17 protein-coding genes are annotated in these 17,676 nt (G+C 34.3%); 3 read left to right on the plus strand and 14 right to left on the minus strand.

Annotated elements, in window-relative coordinates:
• Window positions 1-53 precede the first annotated feature (53 nt).
• Window positions 54-1,193, minus strand: coding sequence for an amidohydrolase (locus BUB90_RS13175; protein WP_073288494.1), 1,140 nt, complete (start codon window positions 1,191-1,193; stop codon window positions 54-56).
• Between the two features lie 205 nt (window positions 1,194-1,398).
• Between BUB90_RS13175 and BUB90_RS13180 the strand changes: the two genes are divergently transcribed.
• Complete coding sequence (locus BUB90_RS13180; RefSeq protein WP_073288496.1) at window positions 1,399-2,295, plus strand: DMT family transporter; 897 nt, start codon at window positions 1,399-1,401, stop codon at window positions 2,293-2,295.
• A 135-nt stretch (window positions 2,296-2,430) separates the two neighbouring features.
• Here the strand turns inward: BUB90_RS13180 and BUB90_RS13185 are convergent, their stop codons facing one another.
• From BUB90_RS13185 to BUB90_RS13205, 5 genes are all read right to left on the minus strand, one after another.
• Window positions 2,431-3,915: a DUF1846 domain-containing protein gene (locus tag BUB90_RS13185; protein WP_073288499.1), complete on the minus strand. Its 1,485-nt coding sequence runs from the start codon at window positions 3,913-3,915 to the stop codon at window positions 2,431-2,433.
• A 135-nt stretch (window positions 3,916-4,050) separates the two neighbouring features.
• Window positions 4,051-4,827, minus strand: a complete 777-nt coding sequence (locus BUB90_RS13190) for an EFR1 family ferrodoxin (protein WP_073288501.1) — start codon at window positions 4,825-4,827, stop codon at window positions 4,051-4,053.
• Window positions 4,828-5,091: 264 nt separating this feature from the next.
• Complete coding sequence (locus tag BUB90_RS13195) at window positions 5,092-5,724, minus strand: hypothetical protein (RefSeq protein ID WP_073288503.1); 633 nt, start codon at window positions 5,722-5,724, stop codon at window positions 5,092-5,094.
• Window positions 5,725-5,779: 55 nt separating this feature from the next.
• Window positions 5,780-5,968 carry a hypothetical protein gene (locus BUB90_RS13200; RefSeq protein WP_073288505.1) on the minus strand — a complete coding sequence of 63 codons (189 nt, stop codon included), beginning with the start codon at window positions 5,966-5,968 and terminating at the stop codon, window positions 5,780-5,782.
• A 206-nt stretch (window positions 5,969-6,174) separates the two neighbouring features.
• The gene (locus tag BUB90_RS13205; protein ID WP_073288508.1) at window positions 6,175-6,852 is read right to left on the minus strand and encodes a TIGR00266 family protein; all 678 of its coding nucleotides are present in this window, start codon (window positions 6,850-6,852) and stop codon (window positions 6,175-6,177) included.
• A gap of 164 nt (window positions 6,853-7,016) precedes the next feature.
• On the opposite strand from BUB90_RS13205, the gene BUB90_RS13210 reads away from it, so the two are divergent.
• Both BUB90_RS13210 and BUB90_RS23545 read left to right on the plus strand, forming a co-directional pair.
• Window positions 7,017-7,415: a hypothetical protein gene (locus BUB90_RS13210; protein WP_139241767.1), complete on the plus strand. Its 399-nt coding sequence runs from the start codon at window positions 7,017-7,019 to the stop codon at window positions 7,413-7,415.
• Between the two features lie 219 nt (window positions 7,416-7,634).
• A complete protein-coding gene (locus BUB90_RS23545) occupies window positions 7,635-7,796 on the plus strand; it encodes a hypothetical protein (protein WP_170865493.1) in 162 nt (53 codons plus the stop codon).
• Window positions 7,797-7,929: 133 nt separating this feature from the next.
• On the opposite strand, the gene BUB90_RS13215 is transcribed toward BUB90_RS23545, so the two are convergent.
• The 8 genes from BUB90_RS13215 to BUB90_RS13255 form a co-directional block, all read right to left on the minus strand.
• The gene (locus BUB90_RS13215; protein WP_073288512.1) at window positions 7,930-9,228 is read right to left on the minus strand and encodes an FAD-dependent oxidoreductase; all 1,299 of its coding nucleotides are present in this window, start codon (window positions 9,226-9,228) and stop codon (window positions 7,930-7,932) included.
• 265 nt (window positions 9,229-9,493) lie between these two features.
• Entirely contained in the window at window positions 9,494-11,281 is a 1,788-nt protein-coding gene (locus BUB90_RS23105; RefSeq protein ID WP_084139254.1) for an iron-containing alcohol dehydrogenase, read from the minus strand.
• Between the two features lie 6 nt (window positions 11,282-11,287).
• Complete coding sequence (gene aepY / locus BUB90_RS13230) at window positions 11,288-12,403, minus strand: phosphonopyruvate decarboxylase (protein WP_073288649.1); 1,116 nt, start codon at window positions 12,401-12,403, stop codon at window positions 11,288-11,290.
• A 5-nt stretch (window positions 12,404-12,408) separates the two neighbouring features.
• A complete protein-coding gene (aepX, locus tag BUB90_RS13235; protein WP_073288514.1) occupies window positions 12,409-13,287 on the minus strand; it encodes a phosphoenolpyruvate mutase in 879 nt (292 codons plus the stop codon).
• Entirely contained in the window at window positions 13,277-13,927 is a 651-nt protein-coding gene (locus BUB90_RS13240) for a hypothetical protein (protein WP_073288516.1), read from the minus strand. Before BUB90_RS13240 ends, aepX begins: the two co-directional genes overlap by 11 nt.
• 1 nt (window position 13,928) lies before the next feature.
• The gene (locus BUB90_RS13245; RefSeq protein WP_073288518.1) at window positions 13,929-14,612 is read right to left on the minus strand and encodes a CDP-alcohol phosphatidyltransferase family protein; all 684 of its coding nucleotides are present in this window, start codon (window positions 14,610-14,612) and stop codon (window positions 13,929-13,931) included.
• Window positions 14,602-15,981, minus strand: a complete 1,380-nt coding sequence (locus BUB90_RS13250; RefSeq protein WP_073288520.1) for a B12-binding domain-containing radical SAM protein — start codon at window positions 15,979-15,981, stop codon at window positions 14,602-14,604. The genes BUB90_RS13245 and BUB90_RS13250 overlap by 11 nt, the downstream gene beginning before the upstream one ends.
• Window positions 15,968-17,674, minus strand: a complete 1,707-nt coding sequence (locus BUB90_RS13255) for an AMP-binding protein (protein ID WP_073288523.1) — start codon at window positions 17,672-17,674, stop codon at window positions 15,968-15,970. Before BUB90_RS13255 ends, BUB90_RS13250 begins: the two co-directional genes overlap by 14 nt.
• Between the last annotated feature and the right edge of the window lie 2 nt (window positions 17,675-17,676).

Genomic DNA, 17,676 nt, shown 5'->3' on the forward strand with positions numbered 1-17,676 from the left:
CCTTTCTACTACTTAATATTATACAATAAATCGAACAATTGCAAACTGCTTCCCTACTTGTATCGATTCAAACTTTCTTTTGCTAACTCTACAATATATTTTACTGTAGGTACAAGTGCTTCTGGATCAGCTATAAATGCTGGGTGATGTATCGGATGTACCCCACCTGTTCCTATCTTAAGATACGCTCCAGGTATTGTCTCTTGGTATAAGCTAAAATCTTCTCCACCTAAAGACTTCTCTACTTCTGATACCTTAGCCCCTAACTTTACCGCAACTTCTCTAGCAAATTCACATAAGGGAGCTTCATTATATACAGCCGGTGGACCAGCATACCAAGTAAGTTCGGCTTCTGCACCATAACTCCTTGCAATTCCATTTACCAAATCAGATAATCTTGTTTGTATCTGTTTTCGATCCAGGGCATCTAAGGTACGAACGGTTCCTTCCATGAATCCCTTCTCAGGGATAACATTCCAGGTGTTCCCACTCTCAATTCTTGTTATGCTTACTAAAGTAGAATGAAATGGATTCATATTCCTACTTACTATCGTCTGAACAGATTGAACAATTGCTGACATAACTACAATCGGATCGATTCCTTCCTCTGGATGTGCCGCATGTGTACCTGTCCCGTGTACCCTGATTTCGAATCGATCGACCGCTGCCATCACAGCACCCTCACTTATGGCAAACGTACCTACCGGAATTCCAGGTGCCGTATGAATTCCCCAAATCAGTTTCACATCGTCTAATACAGGCGTCTCTATGATCTTATAAGCACCTCCTGGTGCCTCTTCCGCTGGCTGGAATATAATCTTAACGGTTCCTTTTAATTCCTCCTTATGTAAGTTCAACACCTTAGCTACACCAAGCATAACCGCTGTATGAAAATCATGTCCGCACGCATGCATAAGTCCAGGTTTTTTTGATGAATAGGATAATCCAGACTCCTCCTCAATTGGCAATGCATCAATATCACATCGTAATGCAATTACTGGTCCGTCTTGACTTCCTTTAACCTGAGCAACTAAGCCAGTTTCTAATGGTACATCAATAATTGTAACATTTTCTTTCTTCAGTTGTTCCTTTATATACTCCGTTGTTTTATATTCTTGATATGCTAATTCAGGGTTCTCATGAAGCCATTTAAAATCCTTTATAACCTCTTCTAGAAGTAAATCTTCTTTCATTCCATCACTCCTCTTCAATTTTATAATTACTATCATAAACTCTTGCTTTTAGTTATTATTTACTCTACATTTCATAGTTTCTTTATAGGGATTGTATTTGTATCATTATATGTCTGTCATTGACTAAAGTCAATTATTATTTTACTATAATTATATATTTTGGGTGTAATATCTTACAAGAAAACAATTAATAAGGAGACCACACATGAACACTAACATTACACTAGATAACCACAAGACAAGGGGACATCTTGCCTGCATATTTACCATTATCGTTTGGGGTACCACTTTCATATCAACCAAAGTTCTATTAAGAAGCTTCTCTCCTGTGGAGATTCTCTTCATCCGCTTTGTTATTGGATATGCAGCACTTTGGGTCGCTTATCCAAAACATCTTCGCATAACCGATAAAAAGCAAGAAATATATTTTGCTGCTGCAGGTTTATGTGGAGTAACCCTTTACTATCTTTTTGAAAACATTGCATTAACCTACACCCTTGCTTCTAATGTTGGTGTTGTTGTTTCTATAGCACCTTTCTTTACTGCAATCCTAGGGTTCCTTCTTCTTAAAGAAGAAAAACCACATATTCGGTTTTTTATCGGTTTTGGGATTGCTTTAGCTGGTATCTGTCTCATCAGTTTTAATAGCAAAACAGAATTTTCCATCAACCCACTTGGTGATTTACTAGCAATTGGTGCTGCAATATTATGGGCATTCTATTCAATCATTACAAAAAAACTTAGTTCCTTTGGGTATAATATGATACAGACTACAAGAAGAATTTTCTTCTATGGGCTACTCTTTATGTTTCCATTTCTATTTATAATGGATTTCCATATTACACTAGAACCCTTTATGAATTGTACTAATGTATTGAATTTTATTTTCTTAGGTATTGGGGCATGTGCATTATGTTTTGTTACTTGGAACTATGCTGTTCGTCATCTTGGCACAGTAAAAACGAGTGTGTACATATACGGAGTTCCCGTTATTACTGCTATAACTTCTGCGCTCGTACTTCATGAGGCGATAACCGTTACAACAATATGTGGTATTGTATTAACCTTAGTTGGATTATTCCTTTCAGAAAAGAGAAAGTAGCAATATTATTGCTCTGTTTGTCAAATTAGAAAAATGCAGTATACATATAAAAAGAACCTTCAGAATAACCAATACACTTGGTGTATTCCTGTAGGTTCTATTTTTTTCTAATTATTCAACTTGTCACTTTGCATTCTAGTGATTATCAACCAAAACGCTTTGAGAAGATTTACTGTCCATTGTTACTTGAACTCCTAACTTCTTAAAGCTATCAAGATCAACTTTTGTTAATCTAACAGTCGAATGTGCTTGTGCTCCACGTAGATTCTTCAATACATTCAAGGCTTTTGCTGCATTCTCATCTGCTGAAGCACTACTTGATAATGCGATTAAAACTTCATCGGTATGAAGTCTTGGGTTCTTACTTCCTAGATATTCTACCTTTAATCTTTGGATTGGTTCGATAGCACTTGGTGCAATGATATGAACATCATCACCAATTTCTGCAAGGTATTTTACTGCATTTAATAATACCGCTGCTGATGGTCCCAATAGATCTGATGTTTTACCAGTAACAATTGTTCCATCAAGTAATTCCATAGCAACCGCATCATCACTAGTTTCTTCCATTTTATTGTTAGCAGCACCAACGACTTTACGATCTTCTAAAGTAATCTTGGCTTGATTCATTAATAACTCTACTTTGTATAGCTCATCTTTTGTTGCGCTATCAGTAGCAATTTTATTCAAAGTCTCATAGTATCTTCTGATAATTTCTTGGTTTGATGCCTCACGACAAGCTTCATCATCAAAGATACATTTTCCTGCCATGTTAACACCCATGTCTGTAGGGGATTTATATGGGCTTTCACCATATATCATTTCAAACATAGCATTCACGACTGGGAATATCTCCACATCACGATTGTAATTAACGGTGGTCTCGCCATATGCGTCAAGATGGAATGGATCAATCATATTCACGTCATTAAGATCTACCGTTGCCGCCTCATACGCTAGATTTACCGGATGTTTTAATGGAAGATTCCATACTGGGAAGGTTTCATACTTCGCATATCCTGCGTTCACTCCATGTTTATGTTCATGGTATAGCTGTGATAAGCAAGTTGCCATCTTACCACTACCGGGGCCAGGAGCAGTTACAACCACAAGTGGTCTTGAGGTCTTAACATAATCGTTCTTTCCGTATCCTTCTTCACTTACGATATGTTTCACATTGTTTGGATATCCATCAATTTTATAATGATAATATACAGTAACATCTTTCTTCTCTAGCTTGTCCTTGAATACGTTAGCACTAGTTTGTCCTGAATATTGTGATATAACGACACTACCAACATATAATCCTTTACGACGATATTCATCAATTAGACGGAGTACGTCCATATCGTAAGTAATACCTATGTCACCGCGGATTTTGTTTCTTTCAATATCTTCCGCACTAATTACAAATAATATCTCTGCTTGATCTTTCAACTGCATTAACATCTGTAATTTACTTGATGGTTCAAAACCAGGAAGGACTCTTGATGCATGATAGTCATCAAAAAGTTTTCCACCAAACTCTAGATATAGTTTATTATCAAATTTCGCAATACGCTCTAAAATATGTTCTGATTGCATTTTCAAGTATTTTTCGTTATCAAACCCTTGTCTCATGTTCTTCATTCACCTTTACATAATTTTTATAAAGTTTATTATATCATAACTTTATAAAAATAAAAGGAATGTAATGATTTATTTGAAAAAGAACAATTCATTTCTTTATTCTTACCAATCTAACCCAAAATCTACTTAGAATTTCATTTGTCCCAAGGTTACTTTTGGATGATGATACCTCGTTCTAGCTATAGTTTTCTTTCCATATTGAATAGCCCTGGCAGGACACCATTGAATACAAGCCATACAGGCTTCACAATTTTTTCCCCAAGAGGGACTTCCGTTATGTATCATAATATTATTGGCTGGACAGACTTTCTGACACGTACCACATTGCGTGCATCCGCTAGTTATGCAAAAGTGTTTTGCTGTTTCACTATAGGATTGGTATCTCTTCTCTGCTGTTTTTGAAAATACCTTAGCAAATAGGCTAGCGTTAATCTTCAATGTTTTTTTGTTATGTTCCACTGCTTCAATAATTTTGTTCACACTAACTTCTTGCTTCTGTATGAGTCGCTTCTGTATTATATTCGGATAAGCTGTATACTCTATAATACAATTACCAGGTAAATTCATTTTGAATTCTGCTGTCAACTCGCCTCCCTGCCCTCTAATCAAGTTTCTTAAATCTTTCAATGCTTCTCCTGCGACCGCACCACATGTAGCAATTCCAAATACATATTGATTCGAATTAAATTGTAGCGTCTTCAAAAATTCTACTACTAATTTGGGCATATGATACGAATAAACCGGAAATACAATACCTATTTGTTCATACGATTCGATAGATACTCTCTTTTGCAATTTCGTAAAGTCTATTCGCACCAAATCTGTATTAGTTAAGCTATCTGCGATTTCTTTTGCCACAGATAAACTATTCCCTGTTCCACTAAAATAATATATAACCCTCATATTGATAATACCCCCTGACACTCAGCTCGTAAAATGCTATATTTTGAAATATTTATATTTACTTTGAAATTTATATAATCTTAACCAAATATCTTTGTCAACTGGTTAAATTAATATTGTATTTAAACTGTAGATGAGAAGTTCTTGCTATGATATACTACTTTTGCCATATAACGATTAATCAGCACATACATAGAAGTGATATGTGCTGTTTTTATTGAAAACCGCCCAAAATCAACAAAATATGTGTATCAATCGTGGTGGCTACAAAGAGTATTGTACCAACCATTCTTTGGCTTTTTCAAAATCGTTTATACAGCCTGTTATGTATGTAATCCTTTTATCACTCTCTCTTATTATTTTTTTCACTAACCTGATATTACGTCTGCTTAGCCCTATAAATACAACTTTCTTCAAATCTTTATCTAGATCACGATAAGAATAAAGAACCATTTCTAAGATAGCTCTGTCAACCATTGTCTCATCAAGATTAACTGCAATAAAAGATGGTGCTGATACTTTCTTAACTTCCAACAAATCTTCTTTAAATTTATTCATAACAATCTTTTTATGATCCCCTAGTGAATCCAGATGTTCACACCAGATTTCACATTTATTATAATGGAGTGAAAAGGATTTTTTCTTAATTCCCGCTTCTATTTTTGAGTCTAGACGCACTGCCTGTTCATTCAACACCTTGTCTTGATGTAGTTCCACAGCTACAAGAATAAGCAAAGTAGCTAACATTATGCCTACAACAACTAATACAATGTTTCTTACCGAATATAGGTGAATACTATGCGTAAGTAATCCACCAGCAAGCAGAATACCAATAAGTTTTAATATCTTGCACCCTAGTTCGAGCATATTCAATTTGTGCTTATAATTTTTGTACATACTCTTATCTCCATTTTACTTACTTGTGATTGTGTATAGAGTTTTGCATTCACATCTACCTACTTGTCGTTCTTAGATAATCAAGTAACTCTCCCTCTTCTAACTCCTGTTCTTTATAATCAGTGACTAATTTACCTATATCAAGAACTAAAGCTCTAGATATGAAAGTCTTCTTAACATAACGTATAATTTGCTCATAAATTGGGTTAAAATCATCGATATTTAGTTTTGTAAAATCTGACATGGATCCTCCTTCCAGAAAACTGCATTAGTTATACTGTATTGTATTACTAATACAGCATCTAGTCAATGTTTTACTTTACATAAAATGCCAGTAGAAGTAACATTTACAGTTACTCTACTGGCATTTTATATAATTATTCTATTCATATCCTCAAGATACGATTGACATTGCTAGAAATAAAATTCTTCAATAATTTATATTAGCTTTTACGAAGATGGCATAAATCCTCTTAATGATGTAGCTACATTACTAATTGGCATCGTCTGTAAGATTACTCTTCCCGGACCAGTTACAACCGTGTTGAAGATTCCTTCTCCTCCGAATAACATATTCTTTACTCCTGGAACTGTCTGAATATCCATAGAACAAGTTGCATCCATTGCAGCTAAGTATCCTGTATCAATGACAATTGATTGTCCTGCTCCTAGATTATATTCCACCATATGACCGTCCATCTCGATGAAAGCTTTCCCTCTACCAGACAAACGTTGCATAATAAAACCTTCTCCACCGAAGAAACCAGCACCTAATTTCTTACGAAAATGTACCGATAATTCCACACTAGCCTCCGATGCAAGAAAAGCAGACTTTTGAACAATAATATCTCTACCTGGTTCTAGATCAAATACACGGATGGAACCTGGAAAACTGGATGCGAAAGCTATCATTCCCGATCCACCTTGTGCAGTGTAGATGTTTTGGAACAATGCTTCTCCTGTGAACATTCTTCCTAATGCTTTTCCAACACCTCCATTTGATGTTGTCTCCATCTTCATGTTAGGAGACATCCAAGCCATTGAGCCTCTTTCTGTAATCATTCTCTCTCCTGGATCTAAATGACAGATTACTACAGGTAGAGAATCTCCTTGTAATTCATATTGCATATACTTCCTCCTCTTCTTGTTTAATTGTATCAGGGTTCTACAGCACCACTTCTTTGCTATTAAAAGTAGATATTGTTATTATATAATGCAGATTACCGAATAACAAGTTGAAATGATACAGTTGCCAGTAAGTTAACTCTACTCAATAGTAACAAGTATCTATTTTGAATCATAAGATAAATAAAAAGAGAAAACGTGGTGCTATGTTAACCGAGAGATATGTTGTTACGGTATTTGGTATCAATACTCAATATTATACAGACGAATTTATTGCATATTTGTGGGAAGAAAGTGCAGACGATGAGTATAACAATAGCTCTATATATGTAACTGCTCTAATAGATGCCCGAACATTGGTGTGTGGAAAGAATAGAGGATGTGATTTAGGTGATACTGCATATGTCATATCCTGTTTAAGAAATCCAATTGATACTCCAGATAGCGAAGATTACTGGGATGCATTTAGACGTATCATTCTTTCTATTAGGGTAAAACTAGATAATCCAGCTATGACAGTTACCATACAAAATGCAGATTATTACTTCTTTCTTAAAGAATCATGATAGCTGGTGGGGGTCCAATTGTGTCAGACTATAGACAGTTCGGGGATTACATAATCCTCGAACTATTTTAGTACATATAGTTTTTATTATATTTTGAACATAAGATTAATTACATCTGTTTTTTCTTAATTTCGGACCAGGATCGATTGGCCCGCATAACTTACTTATTCCTACGCATACTATTTTCAGTTAATAATTTATTAAAAGAGGTGAATAGATATGTCATACGTAGACCCCAAATTGCAACATCAATTTGAAACCTTGTCCATCGATTTAAAGAATGCTATTCTAGAACGAAATGTACAGATTTATGAAATAACTGACTTAATTCAAGTACTTGAAGATATTACAAAAGAAGATAAATCGAATACCTTAACTTAATTCTCCACTTCTAACCGATCGACCTTTGTATCATTTACTTTATTAATTCTAAGATTCCTATATCCTTTGGAACAAAACAACTATTGCAATAGTATATAGTCATACTATCGCAATAGTCTTGAGGCGTCAACAGTTATACCTTCGCATTGTGCTTCGCAGGGTTATCAATTAACTGCCCTTTATTATCAAAGCGTGACCCATGACAAGGACAATCCCAAGTACGCTCGATCTTATTCCACTTTAATGCACACCCCATATGTGGACAGCGTTTCATGGTTGGTGTTAATAGATTGCTTACAGCCTCAACACCATTCATGAAAAGTTGTGGTTTTATCATACTTCGATGTGGTGTATATACCTGCCGCCACTCGTTATCCTTACCCATAACCATATCACTTAAAATCATAGCCGCTACCATAGAAGAGGTCATTCCCCATTTATTAAAACCAGTCGCTACATACATATGAGGTGTTTGTTTGGAGTAATGCCCGATATAAGGAATTCCATCAAGGCTCATACAATCCTGTGTTGCCCAAGCATACTTTTCTATTGCTTTGGGATAATTCTTTTTCGCAAAATCTCTAAGTTCTTGCCAGTTACCACCTGACTTACCAGTTCGATGATCTCCTCCTCCAATTAATAATAAATCCTCATAATTACGAAAAGACATTCCCTTTTGCGCCTCATCTACATACATTCCATTAACCTTAGGTGCATTTTCAAGTGCAATTACATAGGAACGATGTTGATACATCTTCAAGAAGTAACTCCCATGCTTATTAATTAACGGAAAATGAGTAGCAACGATAATTTTATTGGCCGTTATCTTAACATCATCCGCTATTGCTGTATGATCTTTTATATCACGTATAAATGTATTCTCATAAATCTTAAGCCCTTTTGCAATCTCTGATAGGAATAAAAGAGGATTAAATTGTGCTTGATTTCCGACTTTAATTGCACCTTTGGTTTCAAATGGTAAGGGTAATTTATCCACCAATTCAGCTTTCAACCCGAGAACATTTACTGCCTTAACTTCATCTTCCAATTGTTTTCTATCTGAAAGGGAATACGTATACGCATCCTTTTGCTCAAAATCACACTTTATATTCTGGCAGAGCTCACGGTACTTTGTTACTGCATCTTCATTTGACCGAAGATACATCTTTGCCTTTTCAATTCCTGCATTCTTAATTAATTTATCATAGATTAATCCATGTTGCGATGTTACTTTTGCTGTCGTGTTTTTGGTTATACCTTGTCCGATTCTTTCCCCTTCCACTAAAACGTAATCAATGCCTTTTTGTTCTAAAAAGTATGCACATAAAACCCCACACATTCCACCACCAATTATTAACACCTCTGTCTTAATATCTTTACGCAACTGTGGAAATTGTGGTATATTACTGTGATCCGACCAAACTGATTTCATGAATAAATTTCCTTTCGCATTATTGATTGAATGCCAAACTCTATAGCTTTTTCAACGATTCTAAGTTGATATACTGCGAGTTTTACAATTAATTTAAACCGTTATTGATATATGAGTTATTCCTAGTAGTATTACCAATTACAATCAATGCAATGCAATTTCTAATAGATAATCATAGCAATAAAAAGAACTAGCATCCTCACCGTCCAAAGTGAATGCTAGTTCTTTATTACTGAATCAAATTTTACTGGAAATCGTATCATATTCACATTACACAGTACAGCTCCTTCAACTCTTCCTCCGAAAAACTAACCGGATTATTCTTCAGCCTATCCATATTAATCTCTTCAACCAATTCTACAATCTCATTTTCATTGATACGAACCTTAGGTAAGGCAAATTCCATTATGATTCCTTTTACTACCTCTATACTTTCTTCGATATCCATTGTATTAAATACAGTAGCAAGACTTTTTAGTACTTGTTCTAATTCCTTGTTGTCTTTTGATTTTTGATTCATTCGCTCCCATATTGGTATAATACATAGAGCTACAGCATGCCCATGACTTATTCCGTAATTACTAGTTAACTGATAGCTCATTGCATGAGCAGCTGTTGTACGCGCTATATTAATTGCTTTCCCGCTATAGTTAGAAGCCCTAAGCATATCTTCAAGTACTACTTCCTCATCATTGGAATACGCTATATAAGACTTCAATATAAGTTCTATGCATTGTTTTGAATAATATCTACTTTCTTCTGTTGCTTTCTTTGACCAATAAGACTCTATCCCTTGGCATAGTGAATCTAAGACAGTCGATTTTTTGTGATATGTAGGTAATGTTTTTAGTAAATTAGGGTCAAGTATCGCCATATCCGGTAAGATAGAGCCATGTTCCACAGAACATTTTGTTCCAGCTTTATATATTACTGCAATTTGTGTAGATTCACTCCCTGTTCCAGCTGATGTAGGAATTGCTATATGTTTTATAGTATTATATCGGAATTCCTTTTTGATAAAATCGGATAGACTTACTAAAGGCGAAAAAAGTTTAATACATTTTGCAACATCCATTGTACTACCTCCACCAATAGATATTAATACATCACAATTATGTTCTTTTCGTAATTTCACTCCATTAAGCACCTCTTCATATTTAGGATTTGAACTAAACTCTGAAAAAAACACAAACTGTTTTGATATGGAACCTAAATCTTTCTCTACCTTATCTCTCAAACTTTTTCCCACAACCACCAAGATATTACAACGTTCCGACGTTTTCAATACCTTCTCTAATGAATTCATATAATTATTTGATTCTATAATTTCTTGTTCTCTATAATCATAATTTTTAATTTCTTCTGATACTCTGTTGTAATCTGCTTCATTATCTATTTCATCAATATAATCCTCTTTATAGGACATAGCTACTATATTCAACTGCTCACTAATGGTATTGAGTGCATTCTCAGCATACACATCCTTAATTTCTTTATTAACCAAATTAGAAACCTCGCTCTGCCAAGCATTCATCTGCTGCCTATCTAACTTATATAAAGGCTGAAATGCAAAACATTCTGTATCAAATAAATCTACCGAAACTTCCTTTAATTTGCCCTGTTCAATCCTACATTTGAAATCCTTTTCTGGTAATTCTTTTTCTTCGTTATATAAACAAATGGAAGGATTCTCGTTTGTAAGAATCTTATGAATTAATTTCTTATTAAACACCAAATCCCCATGAAGTAATAACACATCCTCGGTTACTTGTTTTATGTTGTTCATTGATACAATATAATTCGTACTGAGATACTCTTTATTTGGTACAAAATCAAAGGTTAAGGTATTATACTTTTTACTCATTTGAATTAACTGTTCCTCAAAAGGGCCTGTGGTAATTATGAATTCTCGTATCCCACACTCACTCAATATTCTAATTTGTCTTTCAAAAATCGTTTCTCCATTATATAGCGTAAGCATGCATTTGGGTTTCTCCCTTGTTAACTCTCCCATACGGCTACCTAAACCAGAATTAAAAATAATAGCTTTCATTAGTGATTAAACTCCTCTTAATTTTAGTGTAAAACACTCTTTATTTTCAATTGGTGTTGTGGTTGGTCTTCCAAGATCATTTCTAGACCTATCATTGGTGTAGATAACCATGGCCAATTTCTCCTTACTTGTTAAGCACTTTATATTCGTTACTAAGTCATTCCTACTTCTAATATCCAAAACTTTGTTAAAACCTAAGCCAATTAGTATTTGTTTCACATCTATCTCAAATCCGATTGTCTCTTGCCCACCAACCGATTCATGGCAACCATTATTAATCAGTATGTACTTAAAATTTGCATTGGCATTTTGTACAGCTACACCAAGTCCACCCATATGCATGATAAATGCACCATCTCCATCGATACATATCACATTCTTATCACTAAACAAGCTAATACCAAGTGCTAAGGAGGAAGCATGTCCCATAGAACCCACTGTAAGAAAATCGTTGCTATGACCCATATTATGTTTCTCTCGTACCTCGAATACTTCTCTAGATGTCTTACCTGTAGTAGATATGATAAAATCATCATCCGTAATATTCGTTATTATGTTTTCTAACACGGCTTCTCTACTTAATTCCAAGTCACTTACTTTTTTTGTATCGGATCTATACGCACTAAAGGTATCCTTTCTAATTACAAGCGCTATAGGCTTATGGACTCGTTTCATATACTCATAGCCATATGCGATGCTTTCTTTGTAATTATCCTCTACTATACAATACACGATTCCCAGCGCTTCTAATAATGGCAACGTTACTTTCCCTTGTTTTACATGTTGGGGTTCATCCTGTACACCCGGTTCCCCTCTATAACCTATAATCAATAACATTGGAATTCGATATACCTCTTCATCTGATAAAGAAAGCAAAGGGTTAATAGCATTCCCTATTCCTGAGTTTTGCATATATACCACACCAAACTTACCCGTTGCAATATGATATCCACTGGCTAACGCAATGGCATTTCCTTCGTTGGCGGCTATGATGTTTCGATTTGTTGACGTATTCTCTTTGACACAAGTACAGAATTCTTTTAATAAGGAATCTGGTACTCCGGTAAAGAAATTAAATTGATGCTCTATTAAACAATCATAAAATTCCTTTGGATTAATCATATATATTACCCCCGAATTACTTGCAATATTTCTTCCATTGATAAGCAATATTCATTACTTGCTTCCTCGCAACATTCATCTTCCAATATTTTCTCTGCTGTTCTTAACATAGCTGGATATGCACTTCTTAGTAAATGATTTGCGTAAATAATTACATTAGCCCCCAAGTCACTTAACTGCGTTTCCGTAAACTTTGAATATGTAGTTGGTATAACGATCACAATTACATCAGGATAGTCTTTCTTAAATCTTGTAAGAAACGAAGTAATTTCTTCACCATCACTTTTATAGCTGTGAATCATTATTCCGTCAGCTCCAGCATCCACATACGTTTCTGCTCGGTCCAGTGCCTCTTCCACACTTTTATCTGCGATAAAACTTTCTATTCGAGCAAATATTAAAAATTCTTCTGTTTGTAAAGCTTCTTTCCCTCTTGTTATTTTATTCGCAAAAGTTAGTTTATCTTCTAATATTTGTTCTGTACCATTACCGAATAGAGAATTCTGCTTTAGCCCTTTCTTATCTTCTATAATTATAGCTGATACACCCATTCTCTCTAAGGTTCTGACGTGATGAACGAAATGCTCTACCTGACCACCCGTATCCCCATCCACAATGATTGGTTTTGATGTAACTTCTAATATCTCTTCAATTGTTTTAACTCTACTTGAAAAATCTACAACCTCATTGTCTGGTTTACCCTTTAATACAGAATCACATAAGGAACTGACCCACATGGCATCGTATTCTTTTCCATTCCTATTCGCCCTTTCTACAATCAAACCAGAGAGTCCATTTGACGCTTCCATCACTCGAATATATTTGTTTTCATTTAATAAGCTTTTTAATTTTCCTCTTCTTAGTTCCGGTAAATTACACTTCATGTTGCTTCCACCCTTTTATAACCATTCTGTATAATAACTTTCCATTTAGTATACAAAATAGCTTCATATTTTCTAAAACACCTATTCTGTTCATATAATTCTCGTTTTCATCCTTGCTCTTACTAATATAATCTTCATAATATAAATAATTACCTAATAACTCGTCCATATCTTTAATAGTATATCTATAATACCTTTTATCCATGGGAACAACTTGTGATAACTCAATTATTCTTCCTATAAAAGACATACAATTATGAGCTTTATATATTCGAAATCCATGAATGATAGGCATAGTAATCATAGAATATAGATTAAAGATATATTCAGTATCTTTTTCTATTGTTCTTATATAGGTATTGATTTTACTTAAGTTTTCCTTCTGTACAGGTAGTTTGAACACTTTGATCTTGACCTTTTCATTACTACCAAAGATATAACAATCACGAGTTTCATGCATAAACCCCGATTCAAAAGGGGAATAATGCTTCTTTCTTGAAAACGTAATAAAATCATCTAGTTTACCATCCATAGACAAAGCGATATGGGTATATTCATATTTGGTAATTTTCCTACCAACCTTTCCCAGACCCGTAAGTGCTTTAATTAGTACGATATACACATATTCCTGTTTTTCCATGTTACATTTCCCCTTTGTCTTTCACACTTAACCTTCTAAATAATTGAATCTGTAATCGAATCATCTCATAATACATAGGTATTCCGCCAACTATTAGAAAAACATCTCCAAACGTTACACCCCATTTATGAATAGAAAACAAAGGTTCTGCTTTAAAGAACATACTTCCAATACACATAACGCCAAAGAACAGGTGGGTTTCTATTGGTCCTAATCTAGGAAATAAGAATTCTCTCAGATACAGCATGTAATTCATGGAAGTAAATATAATCAGTGCATACACTGGTACTAAAAAAATCGCTACCCCGAAACTAACATACCCTGAAAAAGCCAATGCGATTATTAAATATGTAATGTGCAATATATCTGTGAGTAAATCAAAAAAACCTCCTGCTTCCGATGTCATATTTCTTGTTCTTGCTACATATCCGTCTAAATCATCACAGATTAAGTGGCATAGGATACCAAATATTGTCCCAATCAGAAAGTATGGTGAAATCTTAGCAAGGAATCCACAAATCACTCCGACCAAACCACCGAATGCTCCTATTAATGTAATTTGATTTGGTGTCATGCTCTTAGGAATATGATTTCCTATTGTTTTATATAGAAACTGTTGAAAACCTGTTTCTAATTTACTAGGTATTATCTTCTTAATTTCTGTTTCATCCTTTTTATAAGTCATCATTACTCCTTTTTGATTTGATTACATTCTTAATAAATGATTTAATATAGTATCCATAATCAATAAAATCGTATACTCCTTGTCTCTTTGCTCTTATAAACAATTTTATTAATAATTTATAATAACAAAAATAATAACGTTTCACGCTTATGTTTACCGGTGTAGCTACCAGATGTAGATAATCCCAGTGTGATGGATTATCCGTAATCATACGATCTTTGAACTCATCATATACCTCTGTTGTAAATTCTGGTGTGAATATTGATATTGCAACATGCTTTAATTGATTCTTCTTAATCCATCTATAGAGATTATTAAAATCTTTCGGAGTAAAATTAAAATTAACAATAAACATTCCCATAATATTAATACCTAATTGGTTGCATATGGCGATGGTTTCCACATTGTTTTGTAGATTAGAATGTTTGTTATATTCAACTAGTGTTTGTTCATAGATTGCCTCCAAGCCAACTAATACGTAATATAATCCTATCTCCTTTAAGTCTGCCATAATGGAGCTATTATTCGCTATAAAATCAGCTCTGCCATAACAAATATAGTTCTTCTTAATCTTTTTCTCTTTTATTAACTGAACAAACTTACTTAATCGTTCCTTATCAATAAGAAAATCATCATCAACAATATAGATGTTTTCAGATTGAATGGATTCTATCTCCTTCACTACCTCTTCAATATCTCTTGTTACATACTTTCCCGCATTCATCTTGTTTCTATGACAAAATCTACAACGATAAGGACAACAATATGCCGTACGAACCCAAGCAGCATGTTCTAATGCCAAATATCTATAATTACTAGGATGCTCATAAAAATACGTTCGATCTGGTAGAGGAAGTTCTTTTATCTCAAATGGAAGCGCTTTATTATGAAACCACCGACCTTCCTTCTTATAACAGATGCCTTCTAAACTGGATAAATCGATATCCTGACTTAATATAGAGTGCTTAATAATATCTATAAGTTTGAATATATCAAATGTTGTGAGAATATAATCTACATACTCCTTATACATTCTTTCATAACATAACTGTGCATGTAGTCCTCCAATTACAGTAATGATATCTTCATTAAACGCTTTTGCATCTCTACAATATTCAAGCATAAAATTTTCTTGTCTCGTTCTCCCACATACATATACGAGATCTGGTTTATATTTCTTTAGCGCTTGTGGTACTCCTGATCTTTCAATCTGTCCATCATACATATATACTTGATGTCCTTCTTCCCCAAGCATTGTTGCTATGTATTCTAACTCTAGGCATTCATTTTCAATAACTCCAACGAAATTATATTTTGTTCTCGATATCTCAGGATGGATAAGCAAAATTGATAAATTATTCTTTACCATTGTTCTCCTCCTCTTCTAATTTTGTATAAGCTATTTTACCAACCAATGTCTTCGGTAGCTCTTTTCGAATCTCATATTCAAAGGGCCAAGAATATTTAGCCAAGTTTTCCTCACAATACCCCTTAATGGATTCTAGTAGTTCTTTTGTTTCTTCTACTCCGTTTCGTAGCACAATAAACGCTTTTGCCACTTGCGTTTTATATGGATGAGCAATACCAATGACGCATGATAGCAACACATCTGGATGAGAATCAATGATGTTTTCAATATATTGAGGGTAAATGGAATAACCGGAGGATACAATCATTCTTTTTAGTCGTTGTTTGAAATAGATAAAACCGTCTTCATCCATGTATCCCAAATCTCCCGTATGCAGCCATATACTTTCGTCTTTATGTTTTCTAAGAATTTTCTTCGTTTCATCTTCATCATTCACATATCCAACCATTACAGTTGGTCCACTTATAACGATCTCCCCTTCTTCCCCATATGGTAATTCTTCCTCTGTATCAGGTCTAACGATTTTGTAATATGTATCGGGATAAGGAATCCCTACACTTCCTTCCCTATAATAAGACATAGGCATCATGCAACTTCCTGTAACACATTCCGTTAGCCCATATCCTTCTCTAAGTTTAATGTGACAATTATGATCCCCAAGAAATTCTTCTACTTTCTCCTTTAAACTAACGGACAAAGAATCTCCACCTGATATTGCACATTTTAAAAAGGATAGATCCACTCCCTCTAACCGATTATTTTTAAGCAGTGCTTCATATAAGGTCGGCACTCCTGCAATAATATTAGGCTTATATCTCCTCAATAAGCGGTCAAACGTCTTCGCACTAAATTGAGGTAATATTATACTTGTTCCACCAAAATATTGCACGGTATGAATACAAATTCCTAAACCAAATCCATGAAAGATTGGCATTATTGCCAAGACTGTATCTTGTTCTTCAAGACACTGGCAAGCCTCTAGCCCTTGCATAACAAGTGCATTAAAATTAAGATTTGATAATGCAATTCCTTTTGGGTATCCAGAAGTTCCACCGCTATATAAGATTGCAGCAATTTCGTTACTTTTATATGTATCTTTAATTTCCTCTGTACAATTTATATATAAATGAAAGAAATCATTCCATTTCAATGTTAAATCACTATCTTCTAACTTAATCTTTCTTCCCTTTGTTAAATGGTATCCCAGCTTCATAGGAAGCGGCATTGAATCGCCTACAGATACGACAATACATTTTTTTAATGCTGTTTTGTTTGCTATGTGATTTATCTTATTAAATGAAAGATCAATACAGATGACATATTCACTTTGCGTTAGATTTAAGTAGTATTTGATTTCATTCTCAGCAGATAGTGGATGAATCATATTCGCTATAGCACCAATTTTGTTTAATGCATAAAAGCTAATCATTGCTTCTGGTGTATTCGGCATACATATACTTACTATGTCCTTATACTTAATTCCCAAACTCTTAAATGCCTTCGCACACTGATCGATCTGTTTTATAAATTGCTCATATGTTTTTTTATTACCGAAATAGTTGTAGCTTATATGCTTCGGATGTTTATCACAAGAATCCTTAATCATTTGATATAATGACGTATCGGGATATTCAAGATGTTTCTTTACACCGTCATAAAACTTATACCACGGAGTCTTTATCTCTTTATTCATTA

The sequence above is a fragment of the Anaerosporobacter mobilis DSM 15930 genome (assembly GCF_900142955.1).
Classification (GTDB): Bacteria; Bacillota; Clostridia; order Lachnospirales; family Lachnospiraceae; genus Anaerosporobacter; species Anaerosporobacter mobilis.

Excerpts from the sequence above, each read along its gene's own strand:
- BUB90_RS13185 (WP_073288499.1), bottom strand. The coding sequence starts at position 3,915 with ATGAGACAAGGGTTTGATAACGAAAAATACTTGAAAATGCAATCAGAA.
- BUB90_RS13255 (WP_073288523.1), bottom strand. The coding sequence starts at position 17,674 with ATGAATAAAGAGATAAAGACTCCGTGGTATAAGTTTTATGACGGTGTA.
- aepY (WP_073288649.1), bottom strand. The coding sequence starts at position 12,403 with ATGATTAATCCAAAGGAATTTTATGATTGTTTAATAGAGCATCAATTT.
- BUB90_RS13250 (WP_073288520.1), bottom strand. The coding sequence starts at position 15,981 with ATGGTAAAGAATAATTTATCAATTTTGCTTATCCATCCTGAGATATCG.
- BUB90_RS13215 (WP_073288512.1), bottom strand. The coding sequence starts at position 9,228 with ATGAAATCAGTTTGGTCGGATCACAGTAATATACCACAATTTCCACAG.
- BUB90_RS13190 (WP_073288501.1), bottom strand. The coding sequence starts at position 4,827 with ATGAGGGTTATATATTATTTTAGTGGAACAGGGAATAGTTTATCTGTG.
- BUB90_RS13180 (WP_073288496.1), top strand. The coding sequence starts at position 1,399 with ATGAACACTAACATTACACTAGATAACCACAAGACAAGGGGACATCTT.
- BUB90_RS13240 (WP_073288516.1), bottom strand. The coding sequence starts at position 13,927 with ATGGAAAAACAGGAATATGTGTATATCGTACTAATTAAAGCACTTACG.
- BUB90_RS23105 (WP_084139254.1), bottom strand. The coding sequence starts at position 11,281 with ATGAAAGCTATTATTTTTAATTCTGGTTTAGGTAGCCGTATGGGAGAG.
- aepX (WP_073288514.1), bottom strand. The coding sequence starts at position 13,287 with ATGAAGTGTAATTTACCGGAACTAAGAAGAGGAAAATTAAAAAGCTTA.
- BUB90_RS13245 (WP_073288518.1), bottom strand. The coding sequence starts at position 14,612 with ATGACTTATAAAAAGGATGAAACAGAAATTAAGAAGATAATACCTAGT.
- BUB90_RS13175 (WP_073288494.1), bottom strand. The coding sequence starts at position 1,193 with ATGAAAGAAGATTTACTTCTAGAAGAGGTTATAAAGGATTTTAAATGG.
- BUB90_RS13205 (WP_073288508.1), bottom strand. The coding sequence starts at position 6,852 with ATGCAATATGAATTACAAGGAGATTCTCTACCTGTAGTAATCTGTCAT.
- BUB90_RS13200 (WP_073288505.1), bottom strand. The coding sequence starts at position 5,968 with ATGTCAGATTTTACAAAACTAAATATCGATGATTTTAACCCAATTTAT.
- BUB90_RS23545 (WP_170865493.1), top strand. The coding sequence starts at position 7,635 with ATGTCATACGTAGACCCCAAATTGCAACATCAATTTGAAACCTTGTCC.
- BUB90_RS13195 (WP_073288503.1), bottom strand. The coding sequence starts at position 5,724 with ATGTACAAAAATTATAAGCACAAATTGAATATGCTCGAACTAGGGTGC.